This window comes from Cellulomonas sp. URHB0016, from assembly GCF_054057935.1.
On sequence record NZ_JBSRZU010000001.1, the window covers coordinates 1,158,527 to 1,181,336 of the forward strand.

General features: G+C 75.2%; 17 protein-coding genes. 8 read left to right on the plus strand and 9 right to left on the minus strand.

Annotation, left to right across the window (positions count from 1 at the left end; all coding sequences use genetic code 11):
• Positions 1 to 5: 5 nt before the first annotated feature.
• Positions 6 to 1,058 carry an NAD-dependent epimerase/dehydratase family protein gene (locus ACVW07_RS05445; RefSeq protein ID WP_456818257.1) on the minus strand — a complete coding sequence of 351 codons (1,053 nt, stop codon included), beginning with the start codon at positions 1,056 to 1,058 and terminating at the stop codon, positions 6 to 8.
• A gap of 65 nt (positions 1,059 to 1,123) precedes the next feature.
• Here ACVW07_RS05445 and ACVW07_RS05450 point away from each other — a divergent pair, with 65 nt between their 5' ends.
• The gene (locus ACVW07_RS05450) at positions 1,124 to 2,539 is read left to right on the plus strand and encodes a zinc-dependent metalloprotease (protein ID WP_456818258.1); all 1,416 of its coding nucleotides are present in this window, start codon (positions 1,124 to 1,126) and stop codon (positions 2,537 to 2,539) included.
• Positions 2,540 to 2,607: 68 nt separating this feature from the next.
• On the opposite strand, the gene ACVW07_RS05455 is transcribed toward ACVW07_RS05450, so the two are convergent.
• Positions 2,608 to 3,342: a M48 metallopeptidase family protein gene (locus ACVW07_RS05455; RefSeq protein ID WP_456818259.1), complete on the minus strand. Its 735-nt coding sequence runs from the start codon at positions 3,340 to 3,342 to the stop codon at positions 2,608 to 2,610.
• Between the two features lie 195 nt (positions 3,343 to 3,537).
• Here ACVW07_RS05455 and ACVW07_RS05460 point away from each other — a divergent pair, with 195 nt between their 5' ends.
• Positions 3,538 to 3,696 carry a DUF5679 domain-containing protein gene (locus ACVW07_RS05460; RefSeq protein ID WP_191788260.1) on the plus strand — a complete coding sequence of 53 codons (159 nt, stop codon included), beginning with the start codon at positions 3,538 to 3,540 and terminating at the stop codon, positions 3,694 to 3,696.
• A gap of 134 nt (positions 3,697 to 3,830) precedes the next feature.
• Positions 3,831 to 4,871 carry a thiamine biosynthesis protein ThiF gene (locus ACVW07_RS05465; protein WP_456818260.1) on the plus strand — a complete coding sequence of 347 codons (1,041 nt, stop codon included), beginning with the start codon at positions 3,831 to 3,833 and terminating at the stop codon, positions 4,869 to 4,871.
• A 54-nt stretch (positions 4,872 to 4,925) separates the two neighbouring features.
• Here the strand turns inward: ACVW07_RS05465 and ACVW07_RS05470 are convergent, their stop codons facing one another.
• Positions 4,926 to 5,279 (minus strand): WhiB family transcriptional regulator, encoded by a 354-nt coding sequence (locus ACVW07_RS05470; RefSeq protein ID WP_456818261.1) that lies wholly within the window; start codon positions 5,277 to 5,279, stop codon positions 4,926 to 4,928.
• A 628-nt stretch (positions 5,280 to 5,907) separates the two neighbouring features.
• Positions 5,908 to 7,926 carry an ATP-dependent helicase gene (locus ACVW07_RS05475; protein ID WP_456818262.1) on the minus strand — a complete coding sequence of 673 codons (2,019 nt, stop codon included), beginning with the start codon at positions 7,924 to 7,926 and terminating at the stop codon, positions 5,908 to 5,910.
• A gap of 258 nt (positions 7,927 to 8,184) precedes the next feature.
• Here ACVW07_RS05475 and ACVW07_RS05480 point away from each other — a divergent pair, with 258 nt between their 5' ends.
• Positions 8,185 to 8,448: a mycoredoxin gene (locus ACVW07_RS05480; protein ID WP_456818263.1), complete on the plus strand. Its 264-nt coding sequence runs from the start codon at positions 8,185 to 8,187 to the stop codon at positions 8,446 to 8,448.
• 27 nt (positions 8,449 to 8,475) lie between these two features.
• Here the strand turns inward: ACVW07_RS05480 and nudC are convergent, their stop codons facing one another.
• Positions 8,476 to 9,468, minus strand: coding sequence for an NAD(+) diphosphatase (gene nudC, locus ACVW07_RS05485; RefSeq protein ID WP_456818264.1), 993 nt, complete (start codon positions 9,466 to 9,468; stop codon positions 8,476 to 8,478).
• A 624-nt stretch (positions 9,469 to 10,092) separates the two neighbouring features.
• Between nudC and ACVW07_RS05490 the strand changes: the two genes are divergently transcribed.
• Positions 10,093 to 10,530: a phosphotransferase gene (locus ACVW07_RS05490; protein WP_456821031.1), complete on the plus strand. Its 438-nt coding sequence runs from the start codon at positions 10,093 to 10,095 to the stop codon at positions 10,528 to 10,530.
• On the opposite strand, the gene ACVW07_RS05495 is transcribed toward ACVW07_RS05490, so the two are convergent.
• The 3 genes from ACVW07_RS05495 to ACVW07_RS05505 form a co-directional block, all read right to left on the minus strand.
• Positions 10,517 to 14,311 carry a UvrD-helicase domain-containing protein gene (locus tag ACVW07_RS05495; RefSeq protein WP_456818265.1) on the minus strand — a complete coding sequence of 1,265 codons (3,795 nt, stop codon included), beginning with the start codon at positions 14,309 to 14,311 and terminating at the stop codon, positions 10,517 to 10,519. The two genes, ACVW07_RS05490 and ACVW07_RS05495, sit on opposite strands and share 14 nt — an antisense overlap.
• The gene (locus ACVW07_RS05500) at positions 14,308 to 17,562 is read right to left on the minus strand and encodes an ATP-dependent helicase (RefSeq protein WP_456818266.1); all 3,255 of its coding nucleotides are present in this window, start codon (positions 17,560 to 17,562) and stop codon (positions 14,308 to 14,310) included. Before ACVW07_RS05500 ends, ACVW07_RS05495 begins: the two co-directional genes overlap by 4 nt.
• 97 nt (positions 17,563 to 17,659) lie before the next feature.
• A complete protein-coding gene (locus tag ACVW07_RS05505) occupies positions 17,660 to 18,658 on the minus strand; it encodes a DUF3152 domain-containing protein (protein WP_456818267.1) in 999 nt (332 codons plus the stop codon).
• 47 nt (positions 18,659 to 18,705) lie between these two features.
• Here ACVW07_RS05505 and ACVW07_RS05510 point away from each other — a divergent pair, with 47 nt between their 5' ends.
• Both ACVW07_RS05510 and ACVW07_RS05515 read left to right on the plus strand, forming a co-directional pair.
• Positions 18,706 to 19,371, plus strand: coding sequence for a TetR/AcrR family transcriptional regulator (locus ACVW07_RS05510; protein ID WP_456818268.1), 666 nt, complete (start codon positions 18,706 to 18,708; stop codon positions 19,369 to 19,371).
• A gap of 71 nt (positions 19,372 to 19,442) precedes the next feature.
• Entirely contained in the window at positions 19,443 to 19,667 is a 225-nt protein-coding gene (locus tag ACVW07_RS05515) for a DUF3107 domain-containing protein (RefSeq protein ID WP_456821032.1), read from the plus strand.
• Positions 19,668 to 19,847: 180 nt separating this feature from the next.
• On the opposite strand, the gene ACVW07_RS05520 is transcribed toward ACVW07_RS05515, so the two are convergent.
• Positions 19,848 to 20,600, minus strand: a complete 753-nt coding sequence (locus tag ACVW07_RS05520) for a ferritin-like fold-containing protein (RefSeq protein WP_456818269.1) — start codon at positions 20,598 to 20,600, stop codon at positions 19,848 to 19,850.
• 409 nt (positions 20,601 to 21,009) lie between these two features.
• Here ACVW07_RS05520 and ACVW07_RS05525 point away from each other — a divergent pair, with 409 nt between their 5' ends.
• On the plus strand, positions 21,010 to 22,704 hold the full coding sequence (locus ACVW07_RS05525) for a DEAD/DEAH box helicase (protein ID WP_456821033.1): 1,695 nt from the start codon (positions 21,010 to 21,012) through the stop codon (positions 22,702 to 22,704).
• Positions 22,705 to 22,810: the final 106 nt, after the last annotated feature.

Genomic DNA, 22,810 nt, shown 5'->3' on the forward strand with positions numbered 1-22,810 from the left:
GGCGGTCAGCGACGCCGTCGCGCGCGCGCCTGTCTCCACACCGCCGCCGTGCCGATCACCGCGACCGCGGCCCCGGCAGCGCCCAACGCCGCCGCGTCACGGGACCCGAGCCGTCGCCCGGCGACCGCGACCCTCCCCTGGACTCCCTCGAGCAGCACGTCCAGGCATGCGGCACTCGACCACCGGGCCTCCCAGCCGGCCGCCCGGAGCCGGTCCGCGGCCACGGTCCACGGGTAGACGACGAACGCCAGCTCTGCCGCCGGCGCCGGCAGCACCCCGACCCGGTGCAGCCGTTCGGCCGTCCCGAAGGCCGTCGTCGCGGCGAGCTCCACCCGGCGCATGCCGGCCGCGGACTCCACCTGGGTCGGGCTGAGCTCGTCGACCGCACCGACGGTCAGCGCCCCGAGCAGACCGTGGTCGACGGCGAAGCGCGCGGCCGATGCCAGGTCGTCGACGTGCACGAACTGCCACTGGCGCGTCGCGCCGCGGACCGTGAGCAACCGCGGCGCCTCGAAGTGGCGCGTGACGAAGGTGTCCACCCCGGCGCCCACCACGGGCGACGGGCGCAGCACGGTGAGCAGCGGGGTCCGCCGCCGACCCGACCGGGCCACCACCGCCTCGACCGCGTGCAGGTCGCCGACGAGCCCGGTCTGCTCGTCGTCCCCACCGCGGTGCAGCGGGTCACCGTCGTGCACCACCGGCCGGTCGGGCCAGGCGCCGTACACGACCGCCGACGTCACGACCACCACGTGCCTGACCTTGGCCGCGCGGGCCGCGGAGAGCGTGCGCTGCGTGTGCGCGACGAGCTCCGCCTGCCGCTCGCGGACCGACCGCCCGGCGGTCGCGGTCAGGTCGCCGGGGTGCGCGACGAGCACCACCACGTCGACACCGGCCAGCGCCGCCTGCGGCTCCACGGCGGGCACCTCGTCGACCGTCCGGACGTCGCCCGACCACGCCGCGGCCACGGCAGCGGCGATCGGACCCCGGCCGACGACGAGCACGGTGTCCCGGTCGGCGACGGCCTCCGTGCGCCCTGAGCGAACCTGTCCGACCACCATGCTCCGTTCCTGGGCTGCGCGGTTACCGTGGTCGCAGCCGGACCCCATCGTCGCAGGAGGTTTCCGTGAGCTCCGACCATCCCGCCACCCCTGACCCCGGCGGGTCGGACGTCCCCGCCTGGGAGCAGATGCTGCGGGCGGTGCTCGGAGACGGCGCGCAGGACGCCATCCGCGAGCTCCAGGCCCGCGGCATCGACCCCGCGGCCATGGCCGAGGCGTCCGGCCTCCCCTCCGACCCGGCCGCGCTCGAGCAGGTGTTCTCGCAGGTCCAGCGGATGCTCGCCATGTCCGGGGACCAGCCGGTGAACTGGCAGATGGCGCACGATCTGGCCCGGCAGCAGGCCGCGACCGGTGGCGACCCGTCCCTGTCCGCCGAGCAGGTCCGGCAGGTCCGCGACGCGTTCCAGGTCGCCGAGCTGTGGCTCGACGCCGTCACCGACCTCCCGCCGGCAGCCGGTCCCCCCGGTGCCTGGAGCCGCGCGGAGTGGGTCGAGGCGACCCTGCCCACGTGGCGCACGCTCACCGAGCCCATCGCGACGTCGCTGTCGGCCGCTCTCGTCGGCGCGCTCGGCTCGAGCCTGCCCTCCGACGACGCCGCGCTGCCCGGCGGCATCGACGCCACGCAGCTGCTGCGCCGCCTCGGGTCGGCCGTGTTCGGCATGCAGGTCGGTCAGGGAGCCGGGACCCTCGCCCGCGAGGTGTTCGGCACGACGGACGTGGGGCTGCCGCTCGTCGCGACCCCCGCCCCGGCACTCGTCCCAGCCAACGTCGACGCGTTCGCGGAAGGGCTCGACGCCCCGGCCGACGAGGTGCGGCTCTTCCTCGCCCTGCGCGAGTCCGCGGCGACGCGGCTGTTCACGCACGTCCCGTGGTTGCGCGCCCACCTGTTCGGCACCGTCGAGACGTACGCGAGGGGCATCTCCATCGACGCCGACCAGCTCGAGGAGGCGGTCCGTTCCGTCGACCCGACGGACGCCGCCGCCCTGCAGGCCGCCCTGTCGAGCGGCGTGTTCGCCCCACACACCACGCCCGCGCAGCAGGCGGCCCTCGAACGCCTCGAGACGGCTCTGGCGCTGGTCGAGGGCTGGGTGGACGAGGTCACCGCCACCGCAGCACTGCCGCACCTGCCGCACGCCGTCGCGCTGCGCGAGATGGTCCGACGGCGGCGCGCAGCGGGTGGGCCCGCCGAGCAGACGTTCGCCAGCCTCGTCGGCCTGGAGCTGCGACCCCGACGGCTCCGCGAAGCGGCGGCGCTGTGGGCGCAGATCACCCGCGACGCCGGGCCGGAGGCCCGTGACGCCGTCTGGGCACACCCCGACCTGCTGCCCGGCACGGAGGACCTCGACGACCCGACGGGCTACACGGCGCGCCGCGATGCCGCCGTCGACGAGACGGCCGACGTCGACCGTGCGCTCGCGGAGATCTTCGGTGAGCCACCGGCAGACGGCGACGAGGGGAGGGTCACGGGCACGGACGACTGAGGGCCGCGCTCAGGGGCCGGGGTCCACCTGCTCCGCGGCCACCTGCTCGGTGGCCACCTGCTCCGCGGCTATCGGCTCCGCGCCTGCTCCGCGGCTACCTGCTCCAGGGCCACCTGGTCCGCGTCGGCTCGTTCCGAGTCAGCCTGCTCCACGAGGTCGACGTCCGGGACCTCGTCCGCCACGTCCTCGACGTCGCCGGCCACGTCGTCCTCGAAGGCGTCGACGAGCTCCCCGTCGGCCGTCCCGTGAGCCGGTCCGTCCGAGGGGCCGCCGCCACCCCGGCCGGCGACCGGCTCACCGGCGAAGGCGTACCCCTCGAGGAACCCCCGGGCGCGCTGCGTCCGGGGGTAGCCCTCCAGCTCGGCCCAGAACTCGGGGCCGTGACCGGCGTGCAGCAGGTGGTTGAGCTCGTGCAGCAGGACGTAGTCCAGGACCCACCTCGGCATGCCGCGCACCCGGTCGGAGATACGGATCGTGCCGTCCGTCGGCGTGCACGACCCCCAGCGCCGGCCCTGGTTCGTGGACCACGTGACACTCGTCGGGACCGCCCGCCCGCCGAGGTAGCGCGCCGACAGCTCGGTGGCGCGGGCCGCGAGCTCGGTGTCCGAGGGGCGACGCCGGCGCTCCTGGGCTGCGAGCCGCCCGAGCATCCGGCGGACCCACTCACGCTCTTGTGCGTGCGTGAACCGGGCCGGGATCGCGACGATCGTCTGGTCGCCCTCGCGCCAGGCCGTGACCGTCCGCACGCGCTTGCGTGATCGGCGGACCTCGACCTGGGACAGGTCGTGCGTGGGCGGCTGCACACGTGCACGCTAGCGCCCGGCACCCACGTCCAGCCCGTTCACCGGTCGGACGCGCGGCGCGCCACGGCGTGATCCCGCGTCCGCAGCACCCATCGCCACTACTGTGGACGACGCGCGGGCGCGTCGGTCACGACCCTGCCCGGCCGCCGGCCGGCGGAAGTCCCGGACCGGTGCACCACACCGAGGGAGGGCACCATGGCCGAGACGTATGCGGGTGAGTTCTACTGCGTGAAGTGCAAGGAGAAGCGCGAGGCGGAGGGCGACGTCGTCGTGTCCGAGTCCGGACGGCGCATGGCGAAGGCCACCTGTCCGGTCTGCGGCACCAAGCTCAACCGGATCCTCGGCAAGGCCTGAGCACCACCTGAGCACCTGTCGCAGGGGGCACCGTCGTCGACGACGGTGCCCCCTGCGGCGTTCCTCGGCCTGTGGACAACCGGACTCGCGATCCGAGCACCGCTGACACAGTGACGCGGACACGAGGAGGGTGCATGCGACTGCGTCCTGGTCTGCGGCTCCTGCGCCGCGGGGACACCGAGGTCCAGGTGGGCACGGACCCGCGCTGGGCGGTCCGCCTGACGGACCTGAGCACGGCCGAGTGCCGGCTCCTGATGTCGGTCGACGACCGCACGGACCTCGCGGCGCTGCCCGCGATCGCCGGAAGGCTCGGGCTGGATCCTGCGCGTGTCTCGACGCTCGTCGCCCTGCTCCACGAGGCGCACCTCACGGTGGCCGGCGGTTCCGGCCGCGTCGCACCCGGACCAGCGTCTCCCGAGGCCGCGCTGTGGTCGCTGCTGCGTCCGCAGGCCGACGGCACACCCCTCGTGGCGGAGCGCGCGCGGCGGACCGTCGGCGTGATCGGCCTCGGCCCCACGGGTCTTGGCGTCGCGGTCGCCCTCGCCGCGGCGGGAGTCGGGACGCTGCTGGTCGACGACCCGCGCGCCGTCCGGTCGGACGACGTCGGGCTCGGCGGCTACCGATGGAGTGACGTCGGGTCGGCGCGCGAGCATGTCGCCACCCGGGTGCTGCGCGACGTCGCGCCCCAGATCGGTCTCGACGGCCGGCGCGAGCCCGACGTGCTGGTCGTCGTCGAGCACGCCGCCGCGGACCCGGCACGTGCACCGGTCCTGCTCTCGACGGGCACCGCGCACCTCTCGGTCGTCGTGCGCGAGGCCGACGCCGTCGTCGGGCCGCTCGTCGTCCCGGGTGACGGACCGTGCCTTCGGTGCCTCGACCTGCACCGCACCGACGTGGACCCGGCGTGGCCGCTCCTCGTCGCCCAGCTCGTCGACAACCCCGGCGCCGCAGCCTCAGCGCGAACCGCGGGCGAGGTCGGCCCGGTGGCCGGCGTGTGCGCCGCGCTCGCCGCCGCGGCCGTCGTCGCGCATCTCGACGGCACGTCCGCCCACCTGCGGGGAGTCACGTACGAGATCGGCCTGCCGGACGTCGTGCCTCGCAGACGGATGTGGGCGGTGCACCCCGACTGCGGGTGCACCGCCCTGCCCGTCGTCCCCGCGGGTGTGTCCACCTGATCGTCGACCGGCGGACCCGCCGGAGGCCACCGGCGGATCCTGGTGCCGCGACGGTCAGGCCGCGACGCCCGGGTTCTTGCGCGGCCGCCCCCGACCGCGCTTGGTCGGGACGACCACACCACCGATGAACACCTCGCCACCCCAGACGCCCCACGGTTCGGCACGCTCGACGGCGCCGGCGAGGCAGCCGTCGATGAGCGGGCACTCGCGGCACAGGGCCTTGGCTGCCTCGACCTGGGCGGTCTGCTCGGCGAACCAGAGCTCGGGGTCGTTCGAACGGCACGGGATGAGGTCGGCGAGCAGCAGCTCGAACTGCTGACGGTCGTCGGTGGTCGCGGTGCTGCCCGTGAGGGGCCACGGGCCGGATCCGCCCTGGTTCACGGTGTCGAGCAGCGTCGTGAGCCGCACGATGTCCTCCTGATGTCCTGACTGTGAGCGATGAGGTCCGGATCGGGACCGACTCGCTCCGCCCGGCATCGGGAGGAAAGAGAAAGGCCGCGGATCCGAGTGACGGACTCCGCGGCCTGTGACCGTTGTGCGGTCAGACCATAGGAGTCCGGGGGCGGAGTCGCAGATCGGCGCCACGCTTGCGCCATGCGACAGCTCCGCCGAGCGTCGTGTTCCCGAGGGCAAAGGCCGGCTGCTTCACCGAGATCGGCGTCATCGCGGAGTCCGCGCCATGTGAGGCGCACGACCGCGAGATGGGCAGGGCTCGCCCCTGGGGCACGGGCGTGGGCGCGAGGCTGCGGGAGAGTACGGCGCGCTCGACCATCGACATATACGTCGTGTTGGTGTCCATCAGCTTCGCCACCTCCCTCCGGTCCGGCCCTCGCCGTGACGGCGCGGCCCATGTTTCAAGGACGTGACTCACCCTAGGGGGCGGTCAGAAGTGCGGACAACCGAATTAGCGGAGGAACTTCTGACGAGTTCCTGCCACGGTCAGATCCGCAGGAGATCGCCCCCTACCGGGATCCGGGCGGGCCTGGGCGCTGCCCCGCCGGGCGCGCCGGAGGGGGCAGCGTCGGCCAGGCGACCGTCAGGCCCGGGCGGACGCGCGGGCCACGACCTCGACGATCTCGTCCCCCACCGTCGCCAGCGTGACGGCACCGATCCCCCGCACCCGACCGAGCTCTTCGCGGGTCGCGGGGCGCCTGCGCGCCACCTCGGCGATGGTCGCCGCGGTGAGCACGCGCACGGCTGCGACACCCGTGGCCTGGGCGTGGTCGTCCCGCCACCGCGTCAGCCGCGCGGCCGTCTCCCGCGTGACCGGGTCGTCGTCGACGCTCTCCGACCCGGCACGTCGCGCACGGTCCCGGCTCGTGCGGCCGCGGGCGTCCGGCCAGAGGTCGACGAGGAACCGTGACATCGACCGTGTCGGGCGGCTCCCGGGCAGCCTGGCGCGGGCGTAGGACAGCTGCAGGTGCTCGCGTGCGCGGGTGATGCCGACATAGAGCAGGCGGCGCTCCTCGCCGACCATCGCGTCGGTGTCCGCAAGTGCGGTCGGCAGCAGCCCGTCGCTGAGACCGGCCAGGAACACGGCGTCCCACTCGAGGCCCTTGGCGGCGTGCAGCGATGCCAGCGTCACTCCCTCGACCGTCGGCGCGTGCTGGGCCGCCGCACGTTCGTCGAGCTCCGCCACGAGGTCCGCGACGGTCGCGGACCTGCCGTCGTCGGAGAGCGCCGACGCCAGCTCGTCAGCGAGCGACACGAGGGCCTGCATCGCGTCCCAGCGCTCACGTGCCGCCCCCCGGGCGGCGGGTGGCTGCTCGGCCCAGCCGACGTTGCGCAGGACGTCGCGCACCGACTCCGGCATCGGCACCTGCGGGTCGGCGGCGCGAGCCCCGCCCCGCAGCAGGACCAGGGCGTCGCGGACGTCACGCCGCGCGAAGAACCGCTCGCCGCCACGGACCTGGTAGGCCACGCCGGCGCTCGCGAGAGCCTCCTCGAACGCCTCGGACTGCGCGTTCGTCCGGTAGAGGATCGCCACCTCGCTCGCGCGGACGCCCGAGCGGACCAGGCGCGCGACGGCCTGTGCGATGCCGGTCGCCTCCGCGTCGTCGTCGTCGAACACCGCGTAGCGGACCTCGGGTCCGTCCGGGCGCTGCGCTCGCAGCTCGAGCGGCGCGGGGCCGCCGAGGCGACGGCTCGCGTCGATGACGTGGTTCGCCAGGCCCACCACCTGCGGGGTCGACCGGTAGTCCCGGACGAGGCGGACCAGCGTGGTGCCCGGATGCGTCTGCGGAAAGGTCGTCAGGTGGTACGGGGTCGCGCCCGCGAACGAGTAGATCGTCTGCGACGGGTCGCCGACCACGCACAGCTCGTGCCGGCCGCCGAGCCACTGGTCGAGCAGGTACTGCTGCAGCGGGCTGACGTCCTGGTACTCGTCGACCACGAAGTACCTGTACTGGTCGCGCACCTCGTCCGCGATGTCGCGGCGCTCCACCAGCATCGCCGCGAGCAGCAGGAGGACGTCCTCGAAGTCGATCACCCCGCGTTCGAGCTTGACCTGCTCGTACGCCGTCATGAGGCGCGCGACGGCCTGCGGGTCGTCGCCGCTGGGGACGGAACGCTCGACCGCCGTGATCGCGCGGGCGTAGTCGTCCGGCGTGACGAGCGAGACCTTGGCCCACTCGATCTCGGACGCCAGGTCGCGCACGCTCACCCGGTCCACCGACAACCCCACACGTCGCGCGGCCTCCGCGACCACCTGCGCCTTCTGCTCGACGATGCGCGGGGCCGCGCCGCCCACGACCTTCGGCCAGAAGAAGCCCAGCTGGCGCAGGGCGGCGGCATGGAACGTGCGGGCCTGCACCCCCGTGGCGCCGAGGGCACGGAGCCGGGTCCGCATCTCGCCGGCGGCCCGCGCCGTGAACGTCACCGCGAGGACGCTGCCCGGCCGGTACACGCCCGTGCGGATGCCGTACGCGATGCGGTGGGTGATCGCCCTCGTCTTGCCCGTGCCCGCACCCGCGAGCACGCACACCGGACCGCGCAGGGCGGTGGCGACAGCGCGCTGCTCGGGGTCGAGCGCGTCGAGGAGGGCGTCGGCGGACATCGCGCACAGTCTCGCAGCCCGTGCCCACAGCCGGTGCGAGCCGTCCCCACCGCGCCGGCCGTGCCCGCCGTGCCCCCATGCCCCCATGACTCCCCTGCAGCCCATGCCCTCCGTGCGACCTGTTGCGACGGCCGGCGCCCGTCGTCGGGAACACGCGCGGGTGCGACCCTGTTGGAGCAGACGGCCGGGGCGTGCGAGCGCCCCGGCCGTACGAGCGCGGCCGGACGCCCCGGTCGCCACACCGGACGACGAGGAACGATGACGACGCAGACCCTGCCCCAGGCGGGCACCGTGACCATGTACTCCACGACGTGGTGCGGGTACTGCCACCGGCTCAGGACCCAGCTCGACTCCGCCGGCATCGGCTACACCGTGATCGACATCGAGGACCACCCCGACGCCGCCGGACTGGTGGAGTCCCTCAACGGTGGCAACCAGACGGTGCCGACCGTCGTGTTCCCGGACGGCTCCGCGCTCACCAACCCGTCGCTCGTGCAGGTCCGCGAGCGCCTCACCAGCTGAGCCGCGCACGTCGAGAGACCCGGAGCGTCAGCGGCCGAGCGGGCCGCCGAACCAGTCCTCCACGAGGGCCCGTGCGATCGACGACGGTCCCGGCGGCACCACGTCGCCCCCCTCCACCGAGTCCCGGAGCTCGTCGCGCGTGAACCACCGGGCGCGGGCCAGCTCGACGCCGTCCACCACGACGTCGGTGGTCGTGGCACGGGCGTGGAAGCCCAGCATCAACGACGCCGGGAACGGCCACGGCTGGCTCCCCCGATACTCCACCTCGCCGACCACCACCCCGGTCTCCTCGAGCACCTCGCGGCGCACCGCGTGCTCGAGCGACTCTCCCGGCTCGACGAATCCCGCCAGGGTGGACCAGCGGTTCTCCGCCCAGGCGGTCGCCTGCCCGAGGAGCAGCCGGTCCGCGTCGTCCACCACCGACATGATCACCGCGGGGTCGGTGCGCGGGTAGTGCTCGGACCCGTCCACCGTGCAGGCGCGGACCCAGCCGGCCTGGGTGACTCGGGTCACCGCACCGCAGCGAGGGCAGCGTGGGTGCCGGGCGTGCCACGCGTCCAGCGCGACCGCGGTCGTCACCAGGCCGGCCTCGAGCGCCGACAGGTCGACACCGACGACCCGCAGCGCCGACCAGGCGAGTCCCACCGGGAGCTCCGGGCGGTCCGTCGTCGAGCTGCGGCCGTGCACCAGGACGTCCGACGCCGTCCCCGCACGGGGAGCCGGCCGCGGACCGGCCACCCGCAGAGCGAGGTACATGACGCCGTCGTCGCCGCGACCCAGCAGGAGGAGCCTCGCGTCGCCGTCACCGTCACCGGCCGCGACACCCGAATGTTCGGGCAGGCCGTCCGGCGCGAGCAGTGCGACCCGGCCGTCACCGTCCGTCGCCACCGCGCCGTCGTCGACGAGCAGCACCCGGGTCCGCGCGTCGTTCAGCGCCGCCTCGAGCACGCGCTCGTCGGCACGCAGCACCGCCGCCCGGTCCACCATGGCGCGGGACAGAGGCAGGGCGTCGGCGATCACCGCGCCACCGTACGCGGTGGTCCGCGACCCGACATCCGTGCGGTGGACGGACGAACCGGACCGACACGCCGCACGCAGAGGCCGACCCTCAGCGGGGCCACGCCTACTCTGGGCCAGTGCCTCGCTCACCCCTCGCTCTCGCCGCGCTCGCGACGGTGGCCGTCCCGGGGCTGGACGCCTTCGACGTTCGACGGCCTGCGCAGCCCGGGACCGACTACGACGTCGCCGTCGTCATCGACTCGGCCCGCCGCCGTTGGGTGGTCCGCGCGCCGCAGCACGCGGCAGCCGGGGCGGCACTCGAGGCGGAGGTCGCGCTGATCGGCTCGCTCGGCGCCGAGGCGGCGGCGGGAAGGCTGCCCTTCGCGGTGCCGGAGCCCGTCGGATTCGCGCACCTGCCCGAGGGAGGGCGGGCGGCGGTGCACGCCGAGATCCCTGGTGAGCCGCTGCGGGTGGAGACGCTCGAACCCGGTCCGGGGCTCGCCGCCTCCGTCGGCCGGGCGATCGCCGCACTGCACGAGCTGCCCACGTCGCTGGTCGAGGACGCCGGGCTCCCCCGTCTACGACGCGGCGGCGTACCGGCAGCGACGCCAGGCGGAGGTCGACGAGGCCGCGCGCACCGGCAAGGTGCCGCCCGCGTTGCTGCGCCGCTGGGAGGCCCAGCTCGAGGACGTCGCCCTGTGGCGCTTCAAGCCGACCGTCGTCCACGGCGACCTGTCCGGTGACCGGGTGCTCGTCCGCGGACGCGCGGTGTCGGGCATCCTCGGGTGGGGCGACACGATCGTGGCCGACCCGGCGGACGACCTGTCGTGGTTGCTCGTCGGCGCGGCACCTGACGCAGCCGACTCGGTCATGGAGGCCTACCAGCTCCGGCGGACCGAGCTCACCGACCCGCACCTCGGCCGGCGGGCGATGCTGGCCGGCGAGCTGGCCCTGGCCCGGTGGCTCATGTACGGCGTCCGTTCCGGGAGCGTCGACGTCGTCGACGACGCGGTCGGCATGCTCGAGGACCTCGATGCGCACACCCGCGAGCTGGACGACGCCGACAGCGTCACCTACGCCTGACGCCCGGATCCGACAGGTCAGCAGGCGCGACCGCCGTCCGGCTCCCTCGCGTGCGGTGTCCACCCGCCGCGCCCGGGAGCCACACGTTCCCGACGTCGCGACGGACGTTCGGCACGACCGCGCGACCCGTGTCCGCCTCCTCGTCCGCCGTCGCGGCCCGCAGCAGCGCCGTGATCTGGGCCTCGTCGAGCAGTCGCTCCGGGTAGACGGTCTCGCCGGTGCCCACGTAGCAGAACGCGGCCCGCACGCGGCCGAGCGGGGTGCCCGTCCAGCGCGACCACGCCAGCCGGTACACCGCGAGCTGGATCTCGCGGGACGCACGGGCCGTGGCATCAGTCGGCGGTGCGCCGGTCTTCCAGTCGACGACGATCACACTGTCGGTGGGCGCACCCGAGTGCTGGACGGCGCGCGGGCTCGCGTCCGGACCCGCGTCGGCACGGGCACCGGCACGGGCATCGGCACGGGCACCGGCGGCGGCACCGGCGTCGGCACCGGCACCGGCACCGGCACCATGGTCCGGGCCGACCTGCCGCAGCACGTCCGGGTCCGGGAACACCGCGTCGATCCGGGACCGGAGCACATAGCCGTCGACCGAGGTCTCGATGTCGACCTCCACGGCCAGCGGTGTGCGGTGAGCCCACGGAGTCGCGAGGAACGAGTCGCGCAACGCCTGCTCGTCGAGGTCGACCGCGAGCGAGTCGTCGTCAGCACCGGGCAGGGCGTCGACGTCCACGAGCGACGCAGCTCCGAACCAGCCCTCGACCCAGGCGTGGAACCGTGTGCCGCGCCTGGCCTGCGCCGAGGGCTCGGCCGGCACCGGACGACGCAGGAACCGGGCGAACTCGCCGGGATCGGAGTCGAGCCGCACGAGCGCGGACGCCGACAGGTGCGCGGGCAGCTCGACCTCACGGTCGGGGGTCCGGGCCCGGTCGTGCTCGGCGAGCAGTCGGTCGGCCAGCTCGTCCCATCGTGATCGGGCGGCCGAGCCCGGGTCCGGCCCCGCGTGCGGCCCTGCGTCTGCCGGGTGGTGCCACCCGTCCTGCCCTCCGTCCGACCGTCCGTCTGCCGGATGGTGCCGCCCGTCCTGCCCTCCGTCCGACCGTCCGTCTGCCGGATGGTGCCGCCCGTCCTGCCCTCCGTCCGGCGCCGCCCCGGAGCCGGCCGTCGAAGCGGCAGCCGCCATCGCGTCGCGAACCCGGCCGGCGGCGGCCTCGACCGCGGTCCGCCGCCCTTCCCCGCCCTCGACGGTGAACGGGTCCGACGGCCACGTCGCGGAGACCATGAGCGACGCACGTGGGTTCGCCGCACCGTCCTCCGGCGTCGCGGACCAGTCGTCGCTCTCCACGAGGCCGGCCTCGGCGAGCTCCTCGAGGAACGTGGACAACCCACGGACCCGGGAGCCGTCGCCCCACCACGCCGCGGTGAGGAGCAGGTCCGTGCGGGCGCGGGTGATCGCGACGTAGGCGAGCCGTCGTTCCTCGGCGACCTCGTGGTCGCCTGCGTCGTGCACGAACCGCTTGCGGCGCTCCTCGAGGTCCTTGGGGTCTGCCGCGCCGGCGTACGCGAACACCGGCAGGTCGTGCCGGTCCCCGCGCAGCGGGTACGGCAGCCTCCCGAGCCCGGTCAGCCAGGCCGAGTCCTTCGGTCCGTCCTTGCCGCGGGTCGGGGTCGCGGGCAGCCCGCCGTCCACGAGGCCCGCGACCGCGACGACATCCCACTCCAGGCCCTTCGCCGCGTGCACGGTGATGATCTGCACCGCGTCGGGGTCCGGTTCCGCCACGGGCATGTCGAGCCCGCTCTCGCGGAGGTCCGCCGCGTCGAGCCACGCCAGGAACCCGCCGAGCGTCGGGTGGTCGGCGGACCGCGCGAACTCGACCGCCACGTCGCGGAACGCGTCGAGATGGGCGCGGGCACGCCCGGGCGACACGCCGGCCCGCGCGGCAACCTCGATGTCCAGCCCGAGCAGGCGTTCGGCCTCGGCGACGAGCTCGGGGACCGAGAGGTACGTGTGGGCGCGCAGCGCGCTCAGCAGGCCTGCGAGCTCGACCAGCCGCCGCCGGCCCTGGTCCGTCAACGAGCGACCCGTCGCGCTGCGCCAGCCCGGCCGGGGCAGCTCGTCGAGGGCGTCCACGATGCTGCGCTGGTCGACGACGTCGGCCTCGACCCCGTCGACGGGCCGACCGCCGCCCGGGTGCCGGGCGGCGAGCTCGCCCGCCCACGCCCCCAGCGCGTGGAGGTCCGCGGCACCGAGGCGGGTCCGCGCACCGGTGAGCAGCCGCATCAGGGCGTCGCCGCGCGACGGGTCGTGCGCCGTCTGGAGTGCCGCGACGAGATCGACGACCTCGGGTGTGGAGAGCAGGCCGCCGAGCCCGACCACCTCGACCGGGAGCCCGGCGGCCCGCAGGGCGGAGCGCAACGGCCCGAACTGCGAACGCTTGCGGCACAGCACGGCGGCGGTGACCCGCCCGTGCCCGGCGCCGTCGCCGGCCCGCCACCGGGCGGCGACGAACTGGGCCACGGCCTCCGCCTCCGTCTCGAGCGTCTCGGCGACGTGCGCGTGCACGTGTCCGGCACCGGCCCCGGGGCGCGCGGCCAGCACGGGGACGGGGACCCGGCCGGCCGCGACGCGCAGCGGTGCCGCCACGTGGTTCGCCGCGTCGAGGATCCGCTGGTCGTTGCGCCACGACGTCGACAGGGCGTGCACGTCAGCGGGCCGCCGGGCGCCGTCGGGGTCCACCGCGGGGAAGGACGTGGGGAAGCCCTCGAGCCCGCCTGCGCTCGCACCGCGCCAGCCGTAGATCGACTGGTGCGGGTCCCCCACGGCTGTCACGGGATGGCCGCCGCCGAACAGGGCGCCGAGCAGGGTCAGCTGGGCGTAGGAGGTGTCCTGGTACTCGTCGAGCAGCACCACGCGGTACCGGGTCCGCTCTGCTGCCCGGACCTCCGGCACGTCCCGGGCCAGCCTGGCCGCAAGCGCGACCTGGTCGCCGAAGTCGATGGCGTCGGCCGCGCGCTTGCGGACCCGGTACTCCTCGACCATGTCGAGCACCCGTGCCCGCTCGCCCAGCGAGCGCAGCAGCCGCTTGACCTCCGCGTACGGTGCCCGTGGCGGCTCGCCGGCGGGTGTCGACGCGATCGCGTCGATGATCGACTCCACCTGCCGCCGCGCCTCGGCGGCAGTCAGGAGGTGCTCGTCCAGCGCACCGGACAGCGACAGCACCGCGTCGACGACCGTCGACGTCGCCGCATCGGTGTCGAGGTCACCGCGCCAGGCCTCCACGACGTCGCTCGCGAGCTGCCACTGGGCCGCCTCACCGAGCAGCCGGGCCGACGGGTCCAGGCCGAGCCGGAGCGCGTGGTCCGAGACGAGCGACGCCGCGTACGAGTTGTAGGTCGCGATCGTCGGCCGGGCGAGGCCTCCCATGACCTCGTCGAGGGTGGACGGACCCGTACCGGTGAGCGAGCCGGGCAGTGCCACCCCTGCGTCGGCCGCGGACCTCCCCAGGCGGCGCAGGCGGCGGCGCACCCGGTCGCCGAGCTCCGCCGCTGCTTTCCGCGTGAACGTCAGGCCGAGCACCTGCTCGGGAGCGACGAGCCCGTTCGCGAGCAGCCACACGACCCGCGCCGCCATGGTCTCCGTCTTGCCGGACCCCGCGCCGGCCACCACGAGCGACGGCGTGAGCGGGGCCTCGATGATGCGGCGCTGCTCGGGCGTCGGCGGGTGCTGGCCCACCAGGACGGCGATCTGCTCCGCACCCAGGAGAGCACCGGGACCGCTCACGCGACCACCTGCTCGCCCTCGCTCCGCACGGGGCACGCCCGCCGCACGGGGCACCGGTCGCACAGGTCGTTCGCGGTCGCCAGAAAGGTGGAGGCCGCCATGCGCTCCGCGACCTCGTCGACGAGCTCGCGAGCCCAGCTGGGGCCTCCCGTCTCCGGTCCGAGCGGCTCCTGGCGGCGCACCGCGGCCGTCGCACCCGTGCCCAGGTAGACGAGCTGGGCACCTGCGCTCGTCGCGCCCGGGGCCAGACCGTCGAAGGCGCCCGCGTCGACCGCGAGCTGGTACGCCCCGAGCTGGGGGTTCTCCGCGGCCTTCGCGGCGGTCGGAGGCGACGCTCCGGTCTTCAGGTCGACGACACGGACGGTGGGGGAACCGTCGACGTCGCCGTCGAGCTCCACCCGGTCGGCGGTGCCGCGCAGCGTGGCCCTGCCGGTGGTCATCGCGAACGGGCCCTCGACGAGCAGCGGCTCGCCGGCGGAACGGAGGTAGGTCGCGAGCCGGTCCACCATCGCGTCCGCCTTGCGTCGCGTGGCCCGGGCAGGCCAGCCGTCGCCGAGGCCGAGCTCGCCCCACCGCCTGTCGAGCTCCGCGACGAGCTCCGCACGCGTCCCTCGCGGGTGCGCCTGCGCGATCGCGTGCACCAGCGTGCCGAGCGTCTGACCACCGGAGTCCGCTGCCGTCCCTCCCGCGGCCTCCAGAGCCCACCGCAGGGCGCAGCGCTGCGCGGTCTCGAGCTTGGACGGCGAGACGGGCACCAGGTCCTCCGGCCCCCACAAGGGGGCGTCGCTGGACGGGTCGGCGAGCCCGTGCCACGCCGACGGGTCGGCGCCCGGGACGCGCGCCGCTGCCAGCCGGGCGAGCGTGCGAGCCCACGCCGGGTCCGGGGTCGTCCCGTCGTGCTCGGCCTGCTCGAGACGCGCGCGGAGCTCGGCGACGAGGCCGCGGAGGTCGAGCGGCGCGGCCACCGACGTCCGGCGGGGGTCGACGTCCCCGTCGGACGGCTTCACCAGGTCGAGGAACGGCGAGGGCTGCTGGTCCGCGTCCGCGACCGCCGTCACCACGAGGGTGGCCCGCGCACGCGAGCAGGCCACGGCGAAGGACCGCAGCTCGTCCGCCAGGACCGACGCGCGCGCGGCAGCGGCGCGGGCGCCGACGTCACCACCGTCCACGGCACGGCCTTCGACCACCTCCACGAGCGTCTGCGCGCCGAGCAGGGAGTCCCGCAGCCGCAGGTCCGGCCAGACGCTCTCCTGGACCCCGGCGACGACCACGAGCTGCCACTCCTGACCGGCCGCGCCGGCGGGCGTCAGCACGGGCACGGCCTGCCGGCGGGCGCGGGCGGCCAACGAGTCGGACGGCAGGTCCTGCGCCTGCAGCCACTCGACGAACGCGGCGGGCGCTGCCTGCGGCATCCGGTCGACGAACGTCTCGGCCGCACGGAACAGGGCGAGCACCGCGTCGAGGTCGCGGTCGGCCCGCTCGCCCGCGACCCCGCCGGCCAGGGCGGACCGGCGCCACGCCTCGGCCGTCCCTGCGGTGTGCCACAAGGCCCACAGGACCGTCTGCGCGTCCGCCCCCGGAAGCGCTGCGGCATCCCGGCCGCTCGCGAGCACGTCGGCGAGGTGCGCGACCGGCCGGGCCACCGACGACGGCAGGGTCGCCGCCCGGCCGCGTCCGCCGAGCACCTCGACGAGCAGCGCGTCGCTCGTGCGACCGCCGCCGCCGGCGAGCTCCTCGGCGCGGAGCGCCCGCCGGACACGCCGAAGCGCCACGGCGTCCAGCCCACCGAGAGGCGAGCAGGCCAGCCGGGTGGCCGTCGGGGCATCCAGCTCCGCGGCGCCCACGGCGACGCGCATCGCGTCGAGCAGCGGCCGCACGGCCGGCTCCTCGCCCAGCGGTACGTCACTGTTGAGGACGCTCACGGGCACCGCGGCCCCCGCCAGAGCTCGGCGCAGCGCGGTGACCTGAGCACCGGACCGGGCGACGACGGCCATCTGCGACCACGGGATCCCCTGCTCGACATGCGCCGTGCGCAGGACCCGGGCGACGAACGCGGACTCCTGCGCGCCGCTGGGCAGCACGGCCGCGCGCACCTCGCCGGGGCGCCCGGGCAGGAGGTCGGGCGCCGACCCGCCGTGGTGGGGCGACCTCGGGGCCGCCGCGCGTCGATGCTGGACGGCGCCGACCGACCCGATCCGGGTCGTCACCCGTGCGACCACGTCACGGACCGCAGGTCCGTGCCGCCAGACCGTACCCAGCACCAGCGTCTCCGCACCGAGCTCACCCGGCCCGTCCCCGCGGACGGCCGCCCGGCCGACGAGCGTCGGCGCGGCACCCCGGAAGGTCTGCACGGCGGTGTCGGGGTCGGCCAGCAGCACCACGCGCGCGCCGTCGTCGGCCAGGACGCGCAGCAGCCGCGCCGTCGCCGACGTGCTCTCCTGGTGGTCGTCGACGAGCACCAGCCGCCAGCGCGGCCGAGGCGCCCTGGGCACCTCGTCGTCCCACGCCAGCAGCGCCTGCGCCGCCTCCTCGACCACGACGGCGGGGTCGAGACGCTGGCCGAGGTCGGGTGTACCGGACCGCAGCTGGAGCACGTCGAGGTACTCCTCGTACACCCTCGCGGCGGCGATCCACTCCGGCCGACCGTGCGCGTGCCCGAGGCCGGCGAGCTCGACCGGCCCGAGCCCCCGCTCGGCGGCACGCATGAGCAGGTCCCGTAGCTCGTCCCGGAAGGCACGCAGGGCGAGCACGTCGTCCCGGACGTGCGGAGGCCACGCGATCGGCACGCCCTCGCCGGCGACGTGGCCCGCGAGGAGCTCCCCCAGGAGCAGGTCCTGCTCCGCACCGGAGACGAGCGCCGGCGCAGGCTCGCCGAGAAGCGAGGCACGGGCCCGCAGGACCGCGAACGCCGTGGCCGCCGCGGTCTGGACCATCGGACGGCCCGACGTGGTGCGCAGCCGGGCCCCGAGCCGGTCCCGCAGGTCCGCAGCCGACCGCCGCCCCGGTGCGAGCAGCAGCACGTCCTCCGGGCGCAGCCCCTCGCCCACGGCGGCGACCACCGACTCGAGCGCGACCGTCGTCTTTCCCGTCCCTGGGGCGCCGATCACCAGGAGTGCCCTGTCGTCGCCGTGCACGGCTCGCGACACGGCAGCGCGCTGCTGCTCGTCCAGCTCGACCGGCGACCCCGGGCCCGTGAGAGGGCTGTCCGCGAGCGGTGGGCGCACGAGGCGCAGCGCAGGCGAGGACGTCACGAGAAGATCCCATCACGGACCACCCACACGACCGTGGGACCTCGCGCTCCGGCGAGCCCCACGTCGGTGCGACGTCAGGTCGGGTCGATCCTCGGGCTCAGGGGAACGGCCACGGGTTCGGCAGGCACGGCGCCACCTTGTAGGACTGCTGCTGCATCACGGAGGCGACGACCCCGTCCGCCGGGCACTTCTCGTGCCCGTGGCCTAGCAGGTGCCCGACCTCGTGGTTCACCAGGTAGCTCCGGTAAGCGGTCTTGTCCTGCGCGTACTCGTCCGTCGCCAGGACCCATCGACGGAGGTTGAGCACCGCGTGCCCGGCCCTCCCGCACGACACCTCCCCCTCGGTCTGCAGGGGTGCGCACAGCGCGTCCACGCTGGTCGGTGACGCGAGCATGACACGGAGCTCGGCGTCGCCGTCCGTGCGGGCGAACGACAGGGAGCCGTCGTGGCCCCAGCCGCGAGGATCGTTGAGCGTGGCCATGACGGTCGCGGCGAACGCCTCGCCGTCGACGGCGAGCCCGTCCTCCACCTCCACCCGGACCGTGCGGACCTGCCCCGCGCCGGGACCGGGGTCCGAGCCCGGCACCACGGTGAAGGTGCCGGTGGCCGACTCCGGCACGTCCGCGGCGAGGAGCCCCGAGGCGACGTCCGCCTCCGTGAGGCCGGGGGGCAGCGCGACGACCACCGGATCCGCGGCGACCGTTGGTCCGGGAGCGAGCGCAGGCGGGGTGGGGCCGTCGAGCACGAAGCTGTCGCTCTCGACCGGCAGCCGACGAGCATCCGACCGGCTCGCCGCCTCGGCCCGCTCCACCAGCGCGGCTGACGGCGCCGGCGCCTGGGCGGCGGGCAGCGCCCTGAGGCCGGAGACGCGGCCCACGACCGCGTCGAGGGCGGCCACCGGGGACCCGGTCGACGCGCTGAGGGCGGTCACGGAGCCGGCGACCAGACCGACCACGCCGACCGTCAGCGCACCGACGAGGCGTCGCGCCGTCCCCGCAGCGGGGCGTCGCCGTGCCGCGCGGACCGGTCGGGACGCGCGGCGGCGTCCGTGGACCGGCTTCGGCTCGTGCATCCGGGGGACGTGGGGGGGTGTCACCCGGACATGGTGCCATCGATGACACACGGCGTGGCTACCATGCCGGGATGACCGGGACGGACGAGTCACCCCCACGGGCACGCAACCCGCGCATGGGCCGGGACGAGCGTCGCGCCCAGGTGCTGCGGATCGCCCAGGACCTGTTCGCCACCGAGGGCTTCCACCACGTGTCGATGGACGACATCGCCGACCAGGCCCAGGTCAGCAAGCCGGTGCTGTACCGGCACTTCCCCTCCAAGCTCGACCTGTACCTCGCGGTCGTCGACCAGTGCGGCGCGGACCTGCTGGCCGCGGTGGAGAGCGCCGTCGAGCCCATCGAGCACGGGCCGGTCCGTCGCGGTGACGGCCGCGCCGTCGTGTCGGCCGTCGTCCGCGCCTACATCATGTTCGTCGAGGTGGCCGGCGAGTCGTCCGCGCTGCTGTTCGAGTCCGACGTGACCCACGACGCGGACGTGCGCGCCCGGGTCGAGCACGCGTCGTTCGAGGCCTCGCGGCGCATCGCCGGGGTCCTCGGCCAGGTCACCGGCCTGGCTCCCGAGGCGTCGGCCACTCTCTCCGTCTCCCTCATCGCGATGGCGCAGGGCGCAGCCACGCACCGCTTCCGCAGCGCGTCCGGTGTCGACGCCGAAGGCACCGCCGACCTCGTGGCGGAGCTGGCGTGGGGTGGTGTCGCCGGTCTGGTCCGGCCGGACTTCGTCTACGAGGACGCCTAGGATCACCTGGAGGCGTCCCTGGTCGATGGACCGGCGCCCGACGACCGCGAAGGGGACGAGGAAGAATGACGTTGGAGATCACGATCGGCGTGCAGAACCTGACGCGGGAGATCGTCCTGGAGGTCGAGCAGACCGGCGACGAGGTCGCCGCAGCCGTCGCCGCTGCGCTCAGCGGCCGGCCCGCGCTCGAGCTCGAGGACTCGCGCGGCCGCAGGATCATCGTGCCGACCGCCACGATCGGCTACGTGGAGATCGGCTCGGAGGCCAAGGGGCGCGTCGGCTTCGGGTCCATCTGAGCCTCCCCGGTCATCAGACCGGACCACGAGCCCGCGTCGACCGTCCGGTCGGCGCGGGCTCGTCCGCTGTCGGCGCCCGACGGCGTCGGTGTTCCGTCGCCCGTCGCCTGCCGGCGCTGCCCGTCGACTCCGGCTGTCAGGCAGCCAGGGCGGCCAGGGGCCGCAGGGGGTCGAGGCGCCTCAGGCGGTCAGGCCGAGCCGGGACATCCGACGGGTGTGCTGCGCGGTCAGCTCGCCGAACAGCTTGGTCGGCGCGTTCGCCGGGACCGGCACCGCGTCCGTGCCCGCATTCACCGCGGGCGAGGCCGCCGGCTCGGCGGCCGAGCCCTCGCTGACGAGCCGGACGAGCGCGGGGCGCTGCACGAGCAGCCGCTGCACGACACCGAGCGCCTCCCCCACGAGCCGACGGCCCCACAGCGCGAGGCGGGCGGACAGGACACCGTCGTCGGCGCCGGCGGCGTCGAGCTCGGCGACCGCGAGCTCCGCGTGCGAGGCGTCGTCGAGCACCTCGAGCACGACCTGGCGGGACTCGGGATCGAGGCCTTCGGCGGCGAGCCGGCAGAAGTCGTCGGCCACGCCGTAGCCGACGTACGCCTTGAGCAGCCGTTCCCACCAGGTGCTCGGCTGGGTGCGGGCGTCGAAGTCGTCGAGCACGTGGTCGAACTGCCGCAGGGTGCCGACGGGGTCGGCACCGAGCTCCGCGATCCGCCCGAGCACCCGGTCGCGCCGGGCCACGGCAGCGGCGGCGAACCGGCTGAGCTCCAGCCGCTGCTCCGTGGTGGGGGCCTCGGCCGCGTCGGCCGCGAGGCGGGCGAACGCGACGTCCTCGAGCTGCGCGACGAGGCCCAGGAGCTCGATCGCGTCCGGCTCGGAGGTGGTGGCGACGGGGGTGTCGGTGGCACCGGTGACACCGGGACGTGCGTTCGTCGTCATCCGAAGATCGTAGACCGCCACCGTCCCGCGGGCGCCCGCCCGATGGTCCGGTGGGGTGACGCCGTGTGACTCGCGCGACCCTCCCACCGGTCCGACCTGCCCGTCGGATACCCTGTACGGGTACATCGGTTGCCCGGTCGTCACGGTGGGGACGTCGTCCCCGGTTCAACGACCATCCCGCGCAGCCCCGGACACGGGTCCGGAGTCGCTCGCGGGGGGACTTTCACGATCGGCTGCCGGCCACTCACGTGGTGACGACCGCTGTCGCCCGGGACGCCTCCGACCTTCGTCGGCCCCGGACAGCGCGCGGCACACCACCTCTCGCAGTGAAGAGTCGATCGTGACCACAGAGACCACCAGTACTGCCGTGCCCGAGGAGTCGTCCGCCGCGTCGGCCCTCGCCGAGCCGATGACCCGCCCGCTCAAGAACACGTACTCGTCGGTGCAGGCCGTCGACGCGTCGTTCGCCGACTTCGACGTGCGGCCCGAGATCGTCCAGGCGCTCGCCGACGCCGGCATCAGCCACCCGTTCCCGATCCAGGCGATGACGCTGCCCGTGGCCCTGTCGCGGCACGACATCATCGGCCAGGCGAAGACCGGTACGGGCAAGACCCTCGGCTTCGGTGTCCCGCTCCTCAACGCGGTCATGGCGCCCGGTGAGGACGGGTACGACACCCTCCCCCAGCCGGGCAAGCCGCAGGCGCTCGTCGTCGTGCCGACCCGTGAGCTCGCGGTCCAGGTCGCCGGCGACCTCGCGACCGCGTCGGCCCGCCGGTCGGTGCGCGTCGTGCAGGTGTACGGCGGCCGGGCGTACGAGCCGCAGGTCGATGCGCTGAACAAGGGGGTCGAGGTCGTCGTCGGCACCCCCGGGCGCATGATCGACCTCCTCAAGCAGCGTCACCTGGACCTGTCGCGCGTCCGCACCGTGGTGCTCGACGAGGCCGACGAGATGCTGGACCTCGGCTTCCTGCCGGACGTCGAGACGCTGCTGGCGGCCACCCCGGCGTCCCGGCACACCATGCTGTTCTCGGCGACCATGCCGGGCGCGGTCGTCGCCATGGCCCGTCGGTACATGACGCAGCCGACGCACATCCGCGCGGCCGACCCGGACGACGACGGCCAGACCGTCAAGAACATCACCCAGGTCGTCTACCGCGCCCACGCGCTCGACAAGGTCGAGCTGCTCGCCCGCATCCTGCAGGCCCGCGGCCGTGGCCTGACCATCGTGTTCGCCCGGACCAAGAGGACGGCGGCGAAGGTCGCCGACGACCTCGTCGAGCGCGGCTTCGCGGCAGGTGCGCTGCACGGCGACCTCGGCCAGGGCGCCCGTGAGCAGGCGCTGCGCGCCTTCCGGCACGGCAAGGTCGACGTCCTGGTGGCCACGGACGTCGCGGCCCGAGGCATCGATGTCGAGGACGTCACCCACGTCATCAACTACCAGTGCCCCGAGGACGAGAAGACGTATTTGCACCGCACGGGCCGCACGGGCCGCGCCGGGAACAAGGGCACGGCCGTGACGTTCGTCGACTGGGACGACATGCCGCGCTGGGGCCTCATCGACAAGGCCCTGGGGCTCGGCAAGCCCGAGCCCGTCGAGTCCTACTCCAGCTCGCCGCACGTGTATGCCGAGCTCGACATCCCCGAGGGCATCAAGGGCCGCCTGCCCAAGGCGCAGCAGACGCGCGCAGGGCTCGGCGCGGAGGTGCTCGAGGACCTGGGCGAGACCGGCAAGCGCGGCGGCGGCGCAGGCGGCCGGGGCAGCGGCGACCGCGCGTCCTCGGGCGGCGGCCGCACGCCGGGCGGCGCGCCCCGCACCGGGGCCCGTGACGGTGCTGCCGGTGACGCGCCCCGTGACGGTGGGCGACGTCGTCGTGGCGGACGCGGCGGTGGCAACGGCGAGGGTGCGCCCACCACGACGGAGCAGGGCGCGGTGGCGCCCGGCGCCGGCGCGACGACGGTCCCGTCCACCGGTCCGTCGGCCGCCCCGGCCGGCGACGGCGGGCAGGACTCCGCCGGCCCGCGTCGCAGCCGCAGCCGTCGTCGCACGCGCGGCGGCCGTCCCGCGGGGGACGACGGCGCTCCCGCAGCTCCGGCCCAGGACTGACGACCGCGCCGACCGGGTGTCGGCGGCGACGACGGGGTGGGTCCTCTGCACGGCCCACCCCGTCGGCGTCCGCTCCGGCGCACCCACCCCGTCGGCGTCCGCTCCG

Excerpts from the sequence above, each read along its gene's own strand:
- ACVW07_RS05445 (WP_456818257.1), bottom strand. The coding sequence starts at position 1,058 with ATGGTGGTCGGACAGGTTCGCTCAGGGCGCACGGAGGCCGTCGCCGAC.
- ACVW07_RS05460 (WP_191788260.1), top strand. The coding sequence starts at position 3,538 with ATGGCCGAGACGTATGCGGGTGAGTTCTACTGCGTGAAGTGCAAGGAG.
- ACVW07_RS05465 (WP_456818260.1), top strand. The coding sequence starts at position 3,831 with ATGCGACTGCGTCCTGGTCTGCGGCTCCTGCGCCGCGGGGACACCGAG.
- ACVW07_RS05475 (WP_456818262.1), bottom strand. The coding sequence starts at position 7,926 with ATGTCCGCCGACGCCCTCCTCGACGCGCTCGACCCCGAGCAGCGCGCT.
- ACVW07_RS05480 (WP_456818263.1), top strand. The coding sequence starts at position 8,185 with ATGACGACGCAGACCCTGCCCCAGGCGGGCACCGTGACCATGTACTCC.
- ACVW07_RS05510 (WP_456818268.1), top strand. The coding sequence starts at position 18,706 with ATGACCGGGACGGACGAGTCACCCCCACGGGCACGCAACCCGCGCATG.
- ACVW07_RS05520 (WP_456818269.1), bottom strand. The coding sequence starts at position 20,600 with ATGACGACGAACGCACGTCCCGGTGTCACCGGTGCCACCGACACCCCC.
- ACVW07_RS05525 (WP_456821033.1), top strand. The coding sequence starts at position 21,010 with ATGACCCGCCCGCTCAAGAACACGTACTCGTCGGTGCAGGCCGTCGAC.